Genomic DNA, 15,497 nt, shown 5'->3' with positions numbered 1-15,497 from the left:
AATTATACTACTTTTTCACAATATTTGTCTATTTATGTAATAAATTATAATATTATTTTTAATCTCTTATTTTCAATTAATATATATTAATGCTAGAGCAGAAAAAACATTTTCTGCATACTCTATTTCTAAGGAACCATCATACTTTTCCAATGTACGTTTAATGCTTTCTAAGCCTATACCATGATTTTCTTTATCTTGATGGGTTGTCAGTATAGACTCTCCGTCTTTTTCTATCACACCATTAAAAGTATTTTCAATTTTTATAATCAGTACGCCTTTTGTATACTTTATCTTGACATGAATATATTTATGTTCCTCTATTTTATTTACTGCATTGATAGCATTATCCAATAGGTTTCCTAAAATAACAGACATGTCAAAGGAAGATAACTCTAGTTCAAAAGGAATATATAGTTCAGCAATTACTTTTATATTCTCTTCTACTGCTTGTTGTAATTTAAAATTTAAAATACTATCTATTGCAATATTACCTGACTGAGCATATTCTTGTTGTAACTCACAAACATCCATTATCTCACTAATATGTTTGATTGCATTGTCTTTCTCATCTCGTTCAACTAAAGCGCGTAACATATATAAATGATTTTTTAAATCATGCTTTATTGTTCTTGTTGTTTTTACTGAAGATTTCATCATATTAAATTGCTTTTCATAATACATATTTTGTTGAGCAATCCACTTTTTCTCAGCTTCTTCACTATACATTTTTGAAATAACATCATATAAATAAAATGTTCCAAAGTTCATCAATAATAATAATGCAATTATAATACACATAACAATATTTGAAATAACATATGTTTTGAAAAGTACTAGAATAATATATAGTGACGCCACTGGCATAAGCAATAAACAAACCCAGTATGATATTTGTACCTTTTCACCATCTTTAATCCTTTTAAATTTGCTTAAGCACGTAATTATACTGTAGTTTGCAAGTGCTAACACTACTAGTGTATAAGATAAGGAATAATCATTTTGAGCCATAATATCAAACTTTATACCCGAAAGCATAGTAATAACGATAATTTCTATACACATTGAAATTAAATAAATAAAGGCAACTGCTATCGTTCGTTTTTTTAAAGGTGCTTTGTAGTTTAAGGTCAAACAAAAATAGGCAATTATATTCGTCATTAACATGATAATGGGTATCTTAACAACCAAATACATAAATGAACTACATAAAAAATATAAAATATAAGATAACTGCTCTATCCTTTTATTGCAATCTTTATTATAAAAAAAGATCATCATAAACTTATACAATGTATAAGTTCCTAAAATATTAGTACATAAATATACTCCCTCATATAATGTCATAATCTAATTATCCTTTTCTAAACTTAATTGGATTTGTCTTATTTCTTTCCTTCTAGACTGTCCTATAGGCAATAAATCATTATTTGTCATAATGACTGCATCATATTTAAATCGACTTATATGTACGTAATTAACTACATAAGATCTATGTATTTGAAGAAATTGGTACTGTCCTACTCTCTTTAAAACATTTTCTATAGAATCATAAAAGGTTTCTTCACCTTTTATATGTACCATACGTATTTCTCGATTTAGGCTTTCAAAATATAGAATATCTTTGATAGGTATACTATATTTTTCAAACCCTTTTTTATATGTAAAAGATCCTCTTCTTTTATCTGCTAATCTTATAGCTAACTTCACATCTTCAATTACCTTGTCAGCTACTAGTGGTTTGGGTAAAAAATGCATTGGCTGTACATCAAATAATTCCCTATCATAATGATTTTTTGCTGAGATATAAACAATCTTTGTCTCATAATCATCCATAATCTCTCTTATAATTCTTCCAACTTGAATGCCATTAAGTTTTTTCATTTCAATATCTAGGAATATCAAATCAAAACTATTCTCTCTTTCGATATACTTACATAAAGATTCTCCATCATAGAAAATTTCTATTTCTATCTTCATAGTAATAGTTTCTTGAAAATTTAAAATAAGCTGCTCTATATCGGCACATATTAATCGGTCATCATCACATACTGCTATTTTAAACATAAATATTTTTTTCTCCCTCTGATATCATTATTCACTGAAATATATTATACATTATGTAGGCAAAAATAAAATAAAGATTTATTTTATTTATTCCGTATGCAATTATTATTCTTGCTCATACTAATAACGTGCAAATTATTTTTACTATAATCCTAGGGAGGTATTTCAAAATGGGAAAAAAACCAAAAACTCCAACCTGCAATGCATGGGTTAGTAATACAAGTGATGAAGGCGTGAAATATTTTCACGATAAAGCGAAGAAATCTGCTGGTGATAACCAATGGACTTCTACTTGTGTAACAAAAGGATTATTAAACAAATAATAGTACATCAAAAAGGGTGTTGCATAAGATTATGCAATACCCTTTTATTCTTCTAAAATAGTTCTCCATTTATTTATTAAAGCATGTATACCTAAAAGTAGAGGAATACTACACCAAAAGGCTGGTATAATCAACACACTACCCTCTATTATATAAATACTTATAATGCTTATAAAGCTTATGATTATTGACATCAGTATACATCCAAAATACTCGCTTGTTTCTTCAAATACTGCCTTTTTAATAATCATTATACACCCTAGTAAACTCACAATAAAGCTACTCATGAGTACAACATACACCTCTTGATACCACCCATCTGCTATAGAAGTTGGTAGCATTTTTAGCATCTGCTCATTGGCTCTAAACTTCTCTAACAAGATGGACCAAAATGCAAAGTCTGACCACCTATTGGGTATAATGTAAGAAGGTAATTGTATCGAAAGCTGTAATACCTCACCCGTAACCCAAGTTATACCTATAGCTATTATAGAAAGAACAATTGCAGATATCCAATATCTATGGGTTCTATAAATATAGAAATACAGCTTAAGCATTCCATACACACCTAATAGACAGCCAGGTATAAGCGCTAGATAACTTAACAAAATACTTTTTAAGGATAAATTGTTGTATATTCCCTTTGGCAAATTATATTTGAACTGCAAAGTATTAAGTGTTTCCTCAACATTGTCATTATCTATAAACTCAATTCGAGCTACATTAAATTTAGCTTCTTGATTAGTTGTATCAGATTGGACAATAATACTTTTTGATTTGTCTTTTAATATACCTCTTATAGTATAGTCTTTATCTTGAAGTGTAATCTGCTTCCCTACTACATCTGTATTTCCCCATAATTCATAAGCTACTTGCTCTGTAATAATGGCTCCTTCTAAATCATTTTCATAGAGTCCATTTCCTATTAATTCTTTGGTTTCAAATAATAATCTCGTATTACCATAAACCTTAAGTTGATTTCCTTCAATACCCCTCCCAAGATCTTGATTCTTCATGGTTTGTTGCGTTTCCTGATTCCAAGCTACTAGACCACTAATAATTCTATCTTTACTTTCTAGCTGGTCTTTTAATACACTTTCTAGTTGATCTCCTGTTAATCCTTCTTTCTCATAGTGTAACTGCACCACATGATCTAAGGCTTGTATTTTCTGTGCATTGACTAAGCATATACCCCACGCAAATAAGGTAACTGCTAGAATACTTATATAAATGAGCACATGCTTAGTACACTTTATCATTGCTCCATCAGGCGTACTCTATCGCCTGACTTAATTGGTTTATTCGACTTGATAATAATATTATCTTGTGGACTAAATGCCCCTTCTACAGCTACAGAACTTTCATTACTCTCTTTTTTCATCACATTAACTCTTTCTGCAACCATTTCTTCTCCTAAAGTTGTTACCTTTTTCTTTGCCACAAGTACATAATAACTTCCATTATCTTCTTTTAATGCTTCTACTGGCACGATAGAATTATATTGCTCTGATTGATTTGTTACTTCACATGATGCATTCATACCTGGAATGCCTTCTGGTACAGAAATACTTATTTTTTTCTTACTTCCACCTTCACCTTGGACATATGAAATATTTTCTACTATTGTATTTTCTAACGCTCTTTTTTCGCCTTCAAGGGTTACAATAACCTGATCCCCTACTTGAATGCCTTCACTTTTTTCCTGACTAAGTTCTACCTCTAGTACATACTTACTATCATCACCTATAAATGTAACTAATTCACCACCAGTAGTTACTTGACCTTTTTCAACTTTAATTTCTTTAATCATTCCATCTGCTGGTGCTACAAGCTTACCGCCTTCTGCTATAATTTTTTGAATACGGCTAATTTCCTTTTCTTTAGCTGCAATATCCACTTGCATAAGTTGCTTTTCTATTGCTTGTTTTTGCTCAGATTGTTGCTCTTCTAAATCCATATTATTTTCTTTTTGTACTGCCAATTCTACTTCTTTTTTAGCCGACTCTATTTGTCTATCTAGATTTTTAATAAGCTCTTCTTGTTCTACAATAAGGTCTTCTTGTAAACGTTTCTGTTCTTCTACTGCACGCTCCGCTGCTTTTACTTTTTCTTCTTCTTGTTTTAAAATTTCTTGGTCAACTTCGCCATTTTCCAGTTGAATTACTTTGTCTTTAGCTTTTTTAAATTTTTCTTCTGCTTCTTTTACATTTCTATCCCAATCTGACTTTGTAATGTTATATTCCATTTGGGCACGGTCTACAGCTTGCTGAGCACTGGTAATATCCACACCTTGGCCTGCTGTCATCCAGAAGTTTTCTTTGGCTTCATTTAAAGCCTGTTCTGATCTTTTAAGTGCTTTATCTCTTTCATACTTTTGATTTTCTAAATGGCGCTTAGCTTCATCTTCTTCTTCACGTGCCTTCTTAAGCTGCTCTTCCAAATTACTTCCTTTAAAAGCTTCTAAATCTTTCTTTGCACTAAGCAAATCTTCTTCTGCTTGTTTAATTTTCTGTTCACCTCTACTGATTTTAACTTTCCCCTTCTCAGTAGCATTTAACTTTTCTTCCTCAAGCTTTGTAACTTTGTTATTTGCCTCTTCAAGAGGTGAAAGTACTGTACTATAATCTTCATTTAACCCTAATTGTTGTAATCTTAATTTTAGTTTTGCTAAATCATCCTGAGACATTTCTAACTTTTCTTGTAACTCTTTTGCATCTAGTTCTAAGATAGGCTCACCTTTTTTAATACGGTCATCTACTTCTACAAAGATGTCTTTTACTTTAAGCCCACTGCTTGCTTCCATACTCTCTTCATCTTTTGCTTTTAATACACCATTTCCTTGTATTTTGTGTTCAATACGCCCTCCCTTTGGGAGTGCAATTGTAACTTGTGGTGTTGTTAGTGCATTCGCTGTTCTTGACAGTCCTGTCAAAGTGACCATAATAATCAGAAATCCTGCTAGACCTTTGATTGCCACTTGTTTTACTTTATCTCTATCCTCTTTTGGCGAGGGTAATTGTCTTTGAAGTTGCTGCTTTAATTCTATTTTCATCACGCTTACCTTTCTTGCCACTCTACTCTTTTAAACCTGCAACTCGAATGCCTGCTTCTAAATCATTTTGTCCCCATAAGAAGACAAGAAGAGCTGGTATAAGCATAATAACTGAAGCAACAATAGATACACCTAGCTTATCTATTGCTATATTAGGCAGATATAAAGATAGTGGCCATAATGATTTATTTTGTAAAAATGTTAAAGGCTGTTCTATCATATTCCAGTACTCTAAAAAGCCTAACACAAGTGCTGATACAATTCCTGGTGCTCCAAGGGGTAACCCTATGTATAAGAACGTTTTAAAATGTCCTGCTCCATCTATTTGAATAGCTTCTATCATAGCTTCTGGTATAGATTTAAAAAATCGATACATAATGAATACTGGAAAAGTGGAAAAGATAGCAGGCAAAATAATCGCAAACCTTGTATCTAAAAGTTGTAACTTATCTAATACTAAATAGTTAGGTACCATCGTTACCTGAAATGGCATTAGCATTAAGGCTATGTACATTGTAAAAATCGTTTTCTTAAAAGGAAATCTAAACCTTGCAAATGCCCATGCCGTCGGCATACCAAAGCACACTTGCCCAATAAGAATAGGTACTACAATTTTAACTGAGTTCCAAAACATGGCAAAAAACTCTGGTGAATCTAACAATAGCTCAACATAAGGCATAAGCGTTGGATACTTAGGGATAAGAGGCCAGTTAGCAAGGCCAGATTTTCCAGCAAGTACTGGCCCAAATCCTGCCCTTATTTCATCTAGTGGCATAAAAGACCCACTAAAAAGCATCCACAAAGGTAACCATACAATGAGAGCCAGTATACTTACAAATGCAATCGGTATATACTTTTTCATCCTTCCTCATCCTCCACCCATGTTTTTTGCAAGATTAAAATTAGTATAAAGATTACAAGAGATACAATTGTCGCTGCTGCTGATAACTTATCAATATCAAGAGATACAAACCAGTTATTAAACAAATGCTGTAACATATACATACTGTCATGAGGGTAATCTCCTGCAATCAAATAAGCTTCTCTAAATACTTTAAAGGAATTAAGTAATGAAAGCACAACGATTGTAAATAAGGTTGGTAAAAGCTGAGGAATTGTAATCTTAGTAAATTGCTGCCATCCATTTGCGCCATCTACCCTAGCTGCTTCATATATAGCAGGCGATATAGTGCTAAGCCCTGCTAACCATAGCACCATATCATACCCTATATTACGCCACAAATAACTCAATATTAAAATCCAAAAAGCCCAGTCACTTTTCATCCAGTCTACACTTTGTCCTCCAAGTGCTATAATGCCTTTACTTAATAATCCATTTTGATGAAATAGAACTTGCCATAGTAGTACAACTGAAGCAACTGGGATTGCCATTGGTAAAAGAAAAGTCATTTTAAAGACTTTAGCACTTTTATTTAGCTTGTTAATAAGAAGTGCTAGACCTAGAGAAGTAATGACAAGTACAGGAATACAAATGGCTATAAACTTCAAAGTATTCCCTGACGCTAGCTTAAAAGCTTCATTTTGAAATATCATGCTATAGTTTTTAATACCAACGAATTTACCACTCATTGCTCCGAAGAAAGACCTTCTAATAACATCCATGAAAGGAAGCATAATAAAAATCATAACACCTAACAAACTAGGTAATAAGAAGCACAATGCAACCTTCCACTCATTCTTTTTTTTATTCTGCCAAATAGGCTCTTGTACGTTTTGCAACTGCACTTGCAGCTTCTTCGGCTGTTTTCTCACCATTAAAGTATCCTTTCGTTTCTTCTATAATAAGATTTAATAACACTTCATCTTTTATTATTGGTATAGTGGCTTTTTCTGCAAGTTCCTTCACTTTTGAATAAACTTCTTGTGTTACATCAATCATTTGAATTGGTTTCTCAAAGGTTACTGGGAATACCACAAGGTTTTGGTCTGAATTTAATACAGCTTGCTCTTCAAAAGTTTGTTTATGAACTGGGAATCCATCTCCTAGATTTACACTTTGCACTTCTTTTGACATTGCTAATTGAACAATCTCTCTTGCAATATCTTGATATTTACTATTTGCATTAATTCCAATAATACCTCTAGGCTCAAATGTACTTTCTTCACCTGCAAATATTAACTCAAAATTCCCATCTCCTCGTTGAGTGATCGCAGAATATTGATAATTTAATCTATCAAAACCAGAAATATTTTCTAAATGGAGCTGGGTATCTTTACTAGCCATATACTCTGTTGAAAGGAAGTTCCAAGCTATCTCATCTTGTTCTCCCATGTCATCTACCTGAGTTAATTCTTTTATAGCTTCTAAGAAAGTTATGAATTCTGCCTCTTTAATTTGTCCTTTTTCATCAATCCAAGTATGAGCTGTTGGACCATATAGAAGATTCATAAGTTTTTCAGGTGACATCTTATAAAATACTTCTTTGTCTGGGTTAGACTTCGCCCATGAAGCAAGATCCTCTATACCTTTAATATTTTCTATAATAGCTTTATTCCCCCACATTGTTGGAAGTGAAAATCTAAGAGGTAATGTATAGATAGAATTCTCCTCTTGGAAAGCACCAACAATATTTGGTAACCATTCTCCTTGTTCAATTTTCTCCTTTGCCCAATTACTCATATCTAACAATACACCTTTTTCAATATAAGATTGTACTGGTAGACCATCTAAAAGTAATAAGTCCGGTCCTTTTCCTGCTAATAATTGTGTGTTAAGGGTACGTATAGCATCTGCTTTTGTGACACTTCCCCCTTCTTCAACCCCTACTTGAATATTAATAAATACACCAGGATTTTGACGTTGATACGTTGCTATTGCTTGTCTCATGGTTACATTATCTTCTAGCATATAGAGGTTTACCTCTGTAGTTGGCTTAGTTGGCGTATTTGGATCAAAACGATAATGGCTCAGTTGATATCCCATATCTCTATCATAGAATAGGACTAAAAACGCTTCATCACCTTTAACAATTCCATCTTCTATATATAATGAAGGCATTCCAAAAGAACTAAGTTGTCCTTCAATAATTTGTTCCCATACACTTCCGCCTTTTGCAAGTCTGCTTATCCCTTCTCCATTAATAAGATAAGCATTTCCATCTGTATTCATTGCCAATTTACTTCCCCATAATGAACCTTCACATGGAATAAATTTCTTTTCCTCTGTTGTTTCTAAGTCAAAGATTACTACCCCTCCTCTTAAAGCATCTAATAACATGAGTTCTTCCTCATTAAAAACAAATTCACGATCCATTCCTGCACTTAGGTATTCTTTTATGACTGAACCTGTTGTACTATCTAAGACTACAACGCCATTATACTGTAACCCTACAGCAATGTTACCATCAGGTAAAGCTTTTATTCCTGTTACAGAATACGCTAAATCATTTGTATCATAGGGTACTTCTTCTAATGTTTCATTATTTACTACTTTTGCTATATGTATCTTGTAATCATCAGCAAAATAGGATACATAGATAGTGCTCTTACCATCATGAGCAATTTGTATCCCCATACTATTCTCTTCTACTAATTTTTCAAACCACTTAGCTTCTTCTTGCACCCATTCTTTACCATCTTTTGATGTATAAGTAACCCCTTTATTATTGGCAGTATATCCATATACTTGAATACGTTCATCTTCTAAAACTTGATAATGTATTAAGCTTTTTATATCCTTTGGAAGTTCTATATTTTCTTCTATATAACGCCCCATAGGTGTATCCTTAGAATTTTGATTGGTTGTATTTACTTCACTTTTTATTTCTTGATTGCTACATGCAGTTACTGACATCATTGTTGTTACTATAAGTAAACTTGCCATTAATCTATAAATATGTTTTTTCATTTTTGTTCTCCTCTTCGATTTCATTAACCTTATCTTAATAGGCTTACCTCTAAATAACCTCTAAAACTTAAAATTTGTTTGTACTAATTTTATCCATTAAAGGATATTTAGAGATAAATGGGTTAAAATTGAATTATAAAAAGAAGCAATTGACTATAATGGAGGAACATTATGCGTATTTTACTAATTGAAGATGATCAAACTTTATGTAATACCATGGGGCTACAACTTCAAAATCAGGGTTATACTGTAGACTGCTGTTATGATGGAGAAGAAGGTTTATTCTATATCAAACAACAAGTACATGACCTTGTTATTTTAGACCGTATGCTCCCATCTTTAGATGGTATTCATATTCTTAAAACAATGAGAATGCTACATATTAATACACCTGTGATTATGCTCACTGCCCTCAATAGTATAGGAGATAAAGTCGTTGGTTTAGATGCAGGTGCAGATGATTACTTATCCAAACCGTTTGCTATCGAAGAACTCCTTGCACGCATTCGTGCCCTTAGCAGACGCCCTGTGGATTGGAGTACCACTGAACAGCTTATATTTGGAGATGCTACGTTAGATGCTACAGCTCTTACACTAACAGGTCCAAAAGCTGTTTGTTCTCTTTCTAAAAAAGAAGCTGAACTCTTTGAAGCCTTTTTTAAACAACCCAAGACGGCACTTCCACGTACTTTCTTGCTCTCTAGAGTTTGGGGGCCTGATACTGAAGTAGAAGAAGGAAATTTAGATAACTATATGCATTTTCTAAGACGTAGACTACGTACCGTAGGGTGTCATATAGAAATTAAAACCCTTCGAGGTATTGGATATAGCTTGGAGCATATCCATGCTTAAAGGGCTACGTTTTCAACTTGCTCTTATCTGTAGTACAATCACAGGTTTAATTCTATTTATTATCTGTCTTATTTCTCTACAGATTTCAGAATCTCAACTCAATAGTAGGAATCAAATAGCCTTTGAGAATCAGCTTCAGACTATTTCTTATCAGCTTCAAACGCAAAGAAATATTAAATCTTCTTGGCTTGCTCAGTTAGAAGCAGACAACAAACTTATTATTTCTATAGAAGATAATGGTCATCCCTTTTTCTTCAAAGGTGCCTGGTCTCCCTCTACACCTCGCCATGACCTTCTTCAACAAGCTCATAAAGATGCGCTAGGACTTTATAACTTTGATAAAGATGCACCTACTACTTCAACCTTATCTATTGATAAGATATTTTTTAAAATTCAAGGTAATACAAATGATTCCTACCGCGTAGGTATTGCACGTATCCCTTCTTCTGTAGGAAGTTATACACTTACACTCCTTCAAGACCTTTCAACTGAAAAAGTGACGATTATCGAAACCCGTATCCTGTTTATTTTGATTAGCTTTACTGGTATTTTGCTTCTTAGCTTATTTAGTTATTGGTTTGCTGGACGAGCTATTATCCCTATTGAAGAAAATCAACGTAAGCAGGTTCAGTTTATTGCAGCTGCTTCACATGAACTTAAAACACCCCTTGCAGTCATAAGAAGTAGTAATGCCCTCATTCAAAGTCAGAATCACCAAGAATCCCAACTCTTTACTTCTCAAATTGAAAGAGAATGTACAAGGCTCACACGTCTTATTAATGACTTACTTCTTCTTGCAACAGCAGATGCACACACTTGGTCCATTCATAAGGAACCTGTTGATTTAGATACACTTCTGATAGACCTGTTAGATACATTCTTACCTCTTGCGGCAAAAAAACAACAGCATCTTACGCTTCATCTTCCCGATGAAATACTTCCACCTATTCCATGTGACCAAGAGCGTATTGAACAAATCATTACCATCCTCATTGACAATGCCCTGCACTATGTACCAACAGGTGGCCATATTACTATCGAGCTAAGTAAAATGCCAGGGGCCTATATCATTAAAATCATCGATGATGGGCCTGGTATCTCCAAAGAACATGCACCCCATATTTTTGACCGCTTCTATAGAGTAGATGCTGCAAGAAAAGATAAAAATCACTATGGTTTAGGACTCAGTATTGCTAAAGAAATCATTCATCTTCACAATGGTTCTCTTACCCATTCCCCTACTCCTTGTGGTGGATGTACTTTTAAAATAGAATTACCTTATCTACCTACGAAATAAGAAGAAAGGTTGCAGCCCTATATCTATGGGCTACAACCTTTCTTCTTATTTGTCTAAAGCATTTTTATCTATCTAAGGCAAGTGATAAATACATATATTCACCACGGCTTGTTATTTCACCATCTTTTACAGGAATCGGCTTTTTGAATAATGGTCCATCTATGACTGTAGTATGGAACTCACCCGCTTCACCACAAGGATCTATACCACGTTCTTCTAACTCTTGCATATACTCTTTTGTTAGAATTCTGCCTAAATCCTCTGCTCTCATTCCTTTATTTAAATTAACTGTTACAATCTTAGTAATAAAACCTGCCTCAATAAAAGTTTTAACAACTTCTCTATGGTCCATTTTCCATAAAGGCATACCTAGTCCCAGTCCTACACTTTCTGTTACACGTTCATGCCAACATTCATGTTCTGGTACATCAATATCACCTGTTACAAGTACTTGGGCACCTTTTTCCTTAGCTTCTTGTAGCAGCTTTACGAATACTTCCTCATATCCTTCCCAACTTGCACAACCTATATAAAGAGGTACACCAATAGCTTCTGATTGGGCTTGTAGCATTTCCTCTGACAATCCATGAGATCTAGAACGTATCCCCTTTTCTTCCATCATAGCAATAATACCAATTGCTTCTCCTTGTTGCATGGCTTGATAAAGTGCTAAGGAACTATCCTTACCTCCACTATAAGAAGCAATAAACTTTTTACCTACTGCACCCTGTTTCCAATTTTTCATTAATAGACACTCCTATTTTCTAGTTATTTAAAATATATTTTTCAATCCCTATAGCTACCCCATCATTATGTACAGTATCTGTTACAGCCTTAGCATATTGCTTGACTTCATCAGTTGCATTTCCCATAGCAATACCATAGCCTACTGTTTCTAGCATCTCAATATCATTTTTTCCATCTCCAAAACCATAACTATCTTCTACTGGAATACCTAAATGTTCAAGAATTCTTAAAATCCCTGTTGCCTTTGTATTACGTCTTGGATAAAGTTCAAAAGCCTTAGCACTAATGCTATGCCAATAATCATAATCTGGATGTGCCTTGATAAAGTCTAGGCATATTTCATAGGCTTCTTCTGTTGGACAACGCATTTCTATCTTTTGTACTTCAATTGTATCTATGTCATATTCACGTTTTACAAGTTGTGGAGATGCACCTACACCTAAATAGAAATTATAGTATTCTTCATAATCTGCTTTTATATAAGAGTAGTATTCATCTTCTAATATGTATTCCATTCCTAGTTCTTCAAATGTTTCTACTGCTTTATTTACAAATGCTTTATCTATTTTATCTGTGAATAGTGTTTTATTATTTAATATAACTTGTGCACCATTTGCTAAAATCAGACCATCGAATCCAAAGTTCATGATTTCATCGCTTATAAAAGCATAAGGTCTACCTGTTGCAATAAATACATAATGGCCTTTGGCTTGTACTTTCTTTATTGCTTCTTTCACCTTCGGTGTTATATCCATTATTCCATCCCAGCTATTAATTAATGTTCCATCAATGTCAAAAAATATTACTTTTCTCATGTTGCCTCCTCTAATGCTGTCAGTGTCACCCCCTATTATAGCATACAAAAAAGCCTACGAAATAATTGATTAATCATCTCGTAGGCTTATTATATTTTAAACTATTTTAACAAAATCCTATCTTTCTACTACTTTAACAGTATAACCTAATTCTTGGAGACGTTTAACGATTCCTTCTTTTCCTATCATATGACCTGCACCTACAGCTACAAAGTAATTTGCATCTGTTGTATCATTTAAGTATTCTACTACTTTTTCTGTCATATGTGCATCACGCCCTTCAAAGAGAGCTTTAGTCATAATATCTCCACTTTCAATACCTGAATCTTTAGGATAGCTTGCTTCAAATCCTTCTATATCTCTTACCTTCATCATTTGTATCCAGCTATTCATCATTTCTACTTCAGCTTGTGCAGTTTCTGCATTGCCCTCACCAGATTGTATTGCCTCTACCATATCTAATCCTGCTTTTAAGCTTTGAATTTGATAATCCACAGGTATGCCATCAAGTAAATCTGCTTGGAAGGCATAGCCTTCAATTTCTAAGATTTCTTTGTCTTCTAATAGGGCTTTTGAATAAACATAAGCATCTATAACTGGATAGGTTGCTACTGCTTCTAAGCTCTCTGTATCTTGTGCTGTTAGGGCTGTTAATGTATTAGAAAGCGCCCAAGGTTTATAGTATTTTGTTTGTTCTTCTGGTACGCCATATTGTTCCATAAGCGCGACAATACGTTTATAGGTTTCTTCATCTACATGATTATCTAATGTTGTACCATCTAAGTACATTTGCTTTTGTGCTAAATACATCATTCCTTCTTGATTGGCAAAATCTACTTCAAAAGATACTTTATCAGAAGCCTCAATAGCTTCCCTTAACCCTTTGCTTAATGGATATACTTCTGATTTTCCAATATGTACAGTACCAAGTAAATAAATTGTATTATTTTCATCACTTACTTCCCATAAGAACCCATCTGTGCCTAACCCAAGTTGATCATATACACTTTCTACTACACGTGATGCAAAAACAAGTGCTTCTTGTACCGTACATGGTTGCTCTAATCTAAGATCCTCTTTACCATAACCTTTGATAATTTGATTTTCGCTCATATAAGCTATGTAGTCATTCTTCAAGTCTAATCCACTATAATCTTTAAGAACAGTATAATAAGCTTCTAATACTTCTCCTCTTGTTGTACTTAATTTAACTTCTGTATTTGTGCTAGCAACAAGTTTTGCTTCTATACATTTATTTCTAAGCCCTTGTATAATAAAACTCATTTGTTCTGGAGATACAACATTATTCAGTCCTTTTTCAAAGCCTTTTGGTGCTACGCCATAGGCCTCTGCATCATTTAATTCACTTAATGCCCATTTTGCTGGATCAACTTCCCTTGCAAAAACTGAAACGGAGCTTGCTAACATGACTGTCATTAATCCTAAACTTAAAACCTTTTTAAACATCTTCAAATACCTCCCACAATAATTTATTATTTGCTCTTACTATAATCTTTGTTGCTATAATAAGTCATCAAAATAGTTTGTACTGCCCAAATGATTCCAATTGGTAAACAAATAACTGGGCTAACGTTAAATACCAAACTTATTCCATAACATAATAAGAATAAAAACACATAGATAGGTGTCATCATTGATATTGTTTTAAAACACGCTTTCCCTACTTTATCTTTTTCAAATTCATCTAGTTTATCAAAGTGATCTCTATTAAAGTTCACTTCTAATGGATCTGCATCAAGTTCTGGTCTAACCTTTTTGACTAAAGCAATATGTGCTACCTCTCCCCAAAAAGCTAATATAACATTTACAAAAAATAATATGGCAAAAGGTGTATCATTAAAAATATTTATGCCTAATGCAGTAAAGTTTATGACTGCACATAAGGTAGAGCACATCATCACTACACTCATTGCTTTTTCATGAGTATCGTAGAAAGAGCCTTCTTCATCACAATAATGTTCTTTTTTCAGTTTCCCATTAAAGTAAAAATACCCTCCAATTCCTATAATACCTGATATAAGACCTATTATATATAAACTTGGTGATATCCCTTGGGCAACGCTTATAATTGTATTTAAATAATTACTTCCTTCTATCATGTTCATTAAAAATCCTATTAACCCACCAATAAAACCACTGATTACAATAATTCCAATTCCCTTTTTCCAATTATAGCTTTTCATTTTCTTCATCCTCCAACCAAAATAGCTCTTCTACCTGTTTATCAAATATATGCGCAATCTTGATTGCTAATACAATTGAAGGATGGTAGTCTCCACGCTCAATGCTACTTACTGTTTGTCTTGATACTCCACAAAGCTTTCCAAGCTCTGTTTGACTTATACCCTTTTCTTCTCTCATCTGCTTTACTTGATTGTAAAGGGGCATTTCATTCACCTCCGTTATGACAAGTATTCTTGTCATAACAAAAGCTTACCACTGACAAGTATTCTTG

15 protein-coding genes are annotated in these 15,497 nt (G+C 33.4%); 3 read left to right on the top strand and 12 right to left on the bottom strand.

Translation table 11 applies throughout. The features are described 5' to 3' along the window. Window positions 1-72 precede the first annotated feature (72 nt). Window positions 73-1,347 carry a sensor histidine kinase gene (locus tag PBV87_RS15920; protein ID WP_271012917.1) on the bottom strand — a complete coding sequence of 425 codons (1,275 nt, stop codon included), beginning with the start codon at window positions 1,345-1,347 and terminating at the stop codon, window positions 73-75. Between the two features lie 3 nt (window positions 1,348-1,350). Continuing rightward, entirely contained in the window at window positions 1,351-2,067 is a 717-nt protein-coding gene (locus tag PBV87_RS15915) for a LytR/AlgR family response regulator transcription factor (protein WP_271012916.1), read from the bottom strand. A 170-nt stretch (window positions 2,068-2,237) separates the two neighbouring features. Here PBV87_RS15915 and PBV87_RS15910 point away from each other — a divergent pair, with 170 nt between their 5' ends. Further along, window positions 2,238-2,390: a hypothetical protein gene (locus PBV87_RS15910; RefSeq protein ID WP_271012915.1), complete on the top strand. Its 153-nt coding sequence runs from the start codon at window positions 2,238-2,240 to the stop codon at window positions 2,388-2,390. A 44-nt stretch (window positions 2,391-2,434) separates the two neighbouring features. Here the strand turns inward: PBV87_RS15910 and PBV87_RS15905 are convergent, their stop codons facing one another. The 5 genes from PBV87_RS15905 to PBV87_RS15885 are packed head-to-tail and all read right to left on the bottom strand — an operon-like array spanning window position 2,435 to window position 9,310. Beyond that, a complete protein-coding gene (locus tag PBV87_RS15905) occupies window positions 2,435-3,649 on the bottom strand; it encodes an ABC transporter permease (RefSeq protein WP_271012914.1) in 1,215 nt (404 codons plus the stop codon). Continuing rightward, window positions 3,646-5,442, bottom strand: coding sequence for an HlyD family efflux transporter periplasmic adaptor subunit (locus PBV87_RS15900; RefSeq protein ID WP_271012913.1), 1,797 nt, complete (start codon window positions 5,440-5,442; stop codon window positions 3,646-3,648). The genes PBV87_RS15905 and PBV87_RS15900 overlap by 4 nt, the downstream gene beginning before the upstream one ends. 22 nt (window positions 5,443-5,464) lie before the next feature. Then, the gene (locus PBV87_RS15895) at window positions 5,465-6,304 is read right to left on the bottom strand and encodes a carbohydrate ABC transporter permease (RefSeq protein WP_271012912.1); all 840 of its coding nucleotides are present in this window, start codon (window positions 6,302-6,304) and stop codon (window positions 5,465-5,467) included. Continuing rightward, the gene (locus PBV87_RS15890; RefSeq protein WP_330680459.1) at window positions 6,301-7,182 is read right to left on the bottom strand and encodes a carbohydrate ABC transporter permease; all 882 of its coding nucleotides are present in this window, start codon (window positions 7,180-7,182) and stop codon (window positions 6,301-6,303) included. Before PBV87_RS15890 ends, PBV87_RS15895 begins: the two co-directional genes overlap by 4 nt. Further along, entirely contained in the window at window positions 7,148-9,310 is a 2,163-nt protein-coding gene (locus PBV87_RS15885) for an ABC transporter substrate-binding protein (RefSeq protein ID WP_271012911.1), read from the bottom strand. The genes PBV87_RS15890 and PBV87_RS15885 overlap by 35 nt, the downstream gene beginning before the upstream one ends. Window positions 9,311-9,481: 171 nt before the next feature. Here PBV87_RS15885 and PBV87_RS15880 point away from each other — a divergent pair, with 171 nt between their 5' ends. After that, window positions 9,482-10,162 (top strand): response regulator transcription factor, encoded by a 681-nt coding sequence (locus PBV87_RS15880; RefSeq protein ID WP_271012910.1) that lies wholly within the window; start codon window positions 9,482-9,484, stop codon window positions 10,160-10,162. After that, window positions 10,155-11,459 (top strand): sensor histidine kinase, encoded by a 1,305-nt coding sequence (locus PBV87_RS15875; protein WP_271012909.1) that lies wholly within the window; start codon window positions 10,155-10,157, stop codon window positions 11,457-11,459. Before PBV87_RS15880 ends, PBV87_RS15875 begins: the two co-directional genes overlap by 8 nt. A 64-nt stretch (window positions 11,460-11,523) precedes the next feature. Here the strand turns inward: PBV87_RS15875 and PBV87_RS15870 are convergent, their stop codons facing one another. The 5 genes from PBV87_RS15870 to PBV87_RS15850 all read right to left on the bottom strand — a co-directional run bounded on the left by PBV87_RS15870 (window position 11,524) and on the right by PBV87_RS15850 (window position 15,466). Continuing rightward, window positions 11,524-12,204 (bottom strand): Dph6-related ATP pyrophosphatase, encoded by a 681-nt coding sequence (locus tag PBV87_RS15870; RefSeq protein ID WP_271012908.1) that lies wholly within the window; start codon window positions 12,202-12,204, stop codon window positions 11,524-11,526. Window positions 12,205-12,223: 19 nt separating this feature from the next. Further along, window positions 12,224-13,021, bottom strand: a complete 798-nt coding sequence (locus PBV87_RS15865; RefSeq protein WP_271012907.1) for an HAD family hydrolase — start codon at window positions 13,019-13,021, stop codon at window positions 12,224-12,226. Between the two features lie 117 nt (window positions 13,022-13,138). After that, complete coding sequence (locus PBV87_RS15860; protein WP_271012906.1) at window positions 13,139-14,488, bottom strand: TraB/GumN family protein; 1,350 nt, start codon at window positions 14,486-14,488, stop codon at window positions 13,139-13,141. Between the two features lie 26 nt (window positions 14,489-14,514). Further along, window positions 14,515-15,225, bottom strand: coding sequence for a DUF3169 family protein (locus PBV87_RS15855; protein ID WP_271012905.1), 711 nt, complete (start codon window positions 15,223-15,225; stop codon window positions 14,515-14,517). After that, window positions 15,212-15,466 carry a helix-turn-helix transcriptional regulator gene (locus PBV87_RS15850; protein WP_330680457.1) on the bottom strand — a complete coding sequence of 85 codons (255 nt, stop codon included), beginning with the start codon at window positions 15,464-15,466 and terminating at the stop codon, window positions 15,212-15,214. Before PBV87_RS15850 ends, PBV87_RS15855 begins: the two co-directional genes overlap by 14 nt. Window positions 15,467-15,497: the final 31 nt, after the last annotated feature.

The sequence above is a fragment of the Holtiella tumoricola genome, assembly GCF_027857615.1.
Lineage (GTDB): Bacteria > Bacillota > Clostridia > Lachnospirales > Cellulosilyticaceae > Holtiella > Holtiella tumoricola.
Note: the sequence above shows the minus strand (reverse complement) of the source record. Positions and strands in the feature narration are given on the sequence as shown.

Excerpts from the sequence above, each read along its gene's own strand:
- PBV87_RS15920 (WP_271012917.1), bottom strand. The coding sequence starts at position 1,347 with ATGACATTATATGAGGGAGTATATTTATGTACTAATATTTTAGGAACT.
- PBV87_RS15915 (WP_271012916.1), bottom strand. The coding sequence starts at position 2,067 with ATGTTTAAAATAGCAGTATGTGATGATGACCGATTAATATGTGCCGAT.
- PBV87_RS15910 (WP_271012915.1), top strand. The coding sequence starts at position 2,238 with ATGGGAAAAAAACCAAAAACTCCAACCTGCAATGCATGGGTTAGTAAT.
- PBV87_RS15905 (WP_271012914.1), bottom strand. The coding sequence starts at position 3,649 with ATGATAAAGTGTACTAAGCATGTGCTCATTTATATAAGTATTCTAGCA.
- PBV87_RS15900 (WP_271012913.1), bottom strand. The coding sequence starts at position 5,442 with ATGAAAATAGAATTAAAGCAGCAACTTCAAAGACAATTACCCTCGCCA.
- PBV87_RS15895 (WP_271012912.1), bottom strand. The coding sequence starts at position 6,304 with ATGAAAAAGTATATACCGATTGCATTTGTAAGTATACTGGCTCTCATT.
- PBV87_RS15885 (WP_271012911.1), bottom strand. The coding sequence starts at position 9,310 with ATGAAAAAACATATTTATAGATTAATGGCAAGTTTACTTATAGTAACA.
- PBV87_RS15880 (WP_271012910.1), top strand. The coding sequence starts at position 9,482 with ATGCGTATTTTACTAATTGAAGATGATCAAACTTTATGTAATACCATG.
- PBV87_RS15875 (WP_271012909.1), top strand. The coding sequence starts at position 10,155 with ATGCTTAAAGGGCTACGTTTTCAACTTGCTCTTATCTGTAGTACAATC.
- PBV87_RS15870 (WP_271012908.1), bottom strand. The coding sequence starts at position 12,204 with ATGAAAAATTGGAAACAGGGTGCAGTAGGTAAAAAGTTTATTGCTTCT.
- PBV87_RS15865 (WP_271012907.1), bottom strand. The coding sequence starts at position 13,021 with ATGAGAAAAGTAATATTTTTTGACATTGATGGAACATTAATTAATAGC.
- PBV87_RS15860 (WP_271012906.1), bottom strand. The coding sequence starts at position 14,488 with ATGTTTAAAAAGGTTTTAAGTTTAGGATTAATGACAGTCATGTTAGCA.
- PBV87_RS15855 (WP_271012905.1), bottom strand. The coding sequence starts at position 15,225 with ATGAAAAGCTATAATTGGAAAAAGGGAATTGGAATTATTGTAATCAGT.
- PBV87_RS15850 (WP_330680457.1), bottom strand. The coding sequence starts at position 15,466 with ATGACAAGAATACTTGTCATAACGGAGGTGAATGAAATGCCCCTTTAC.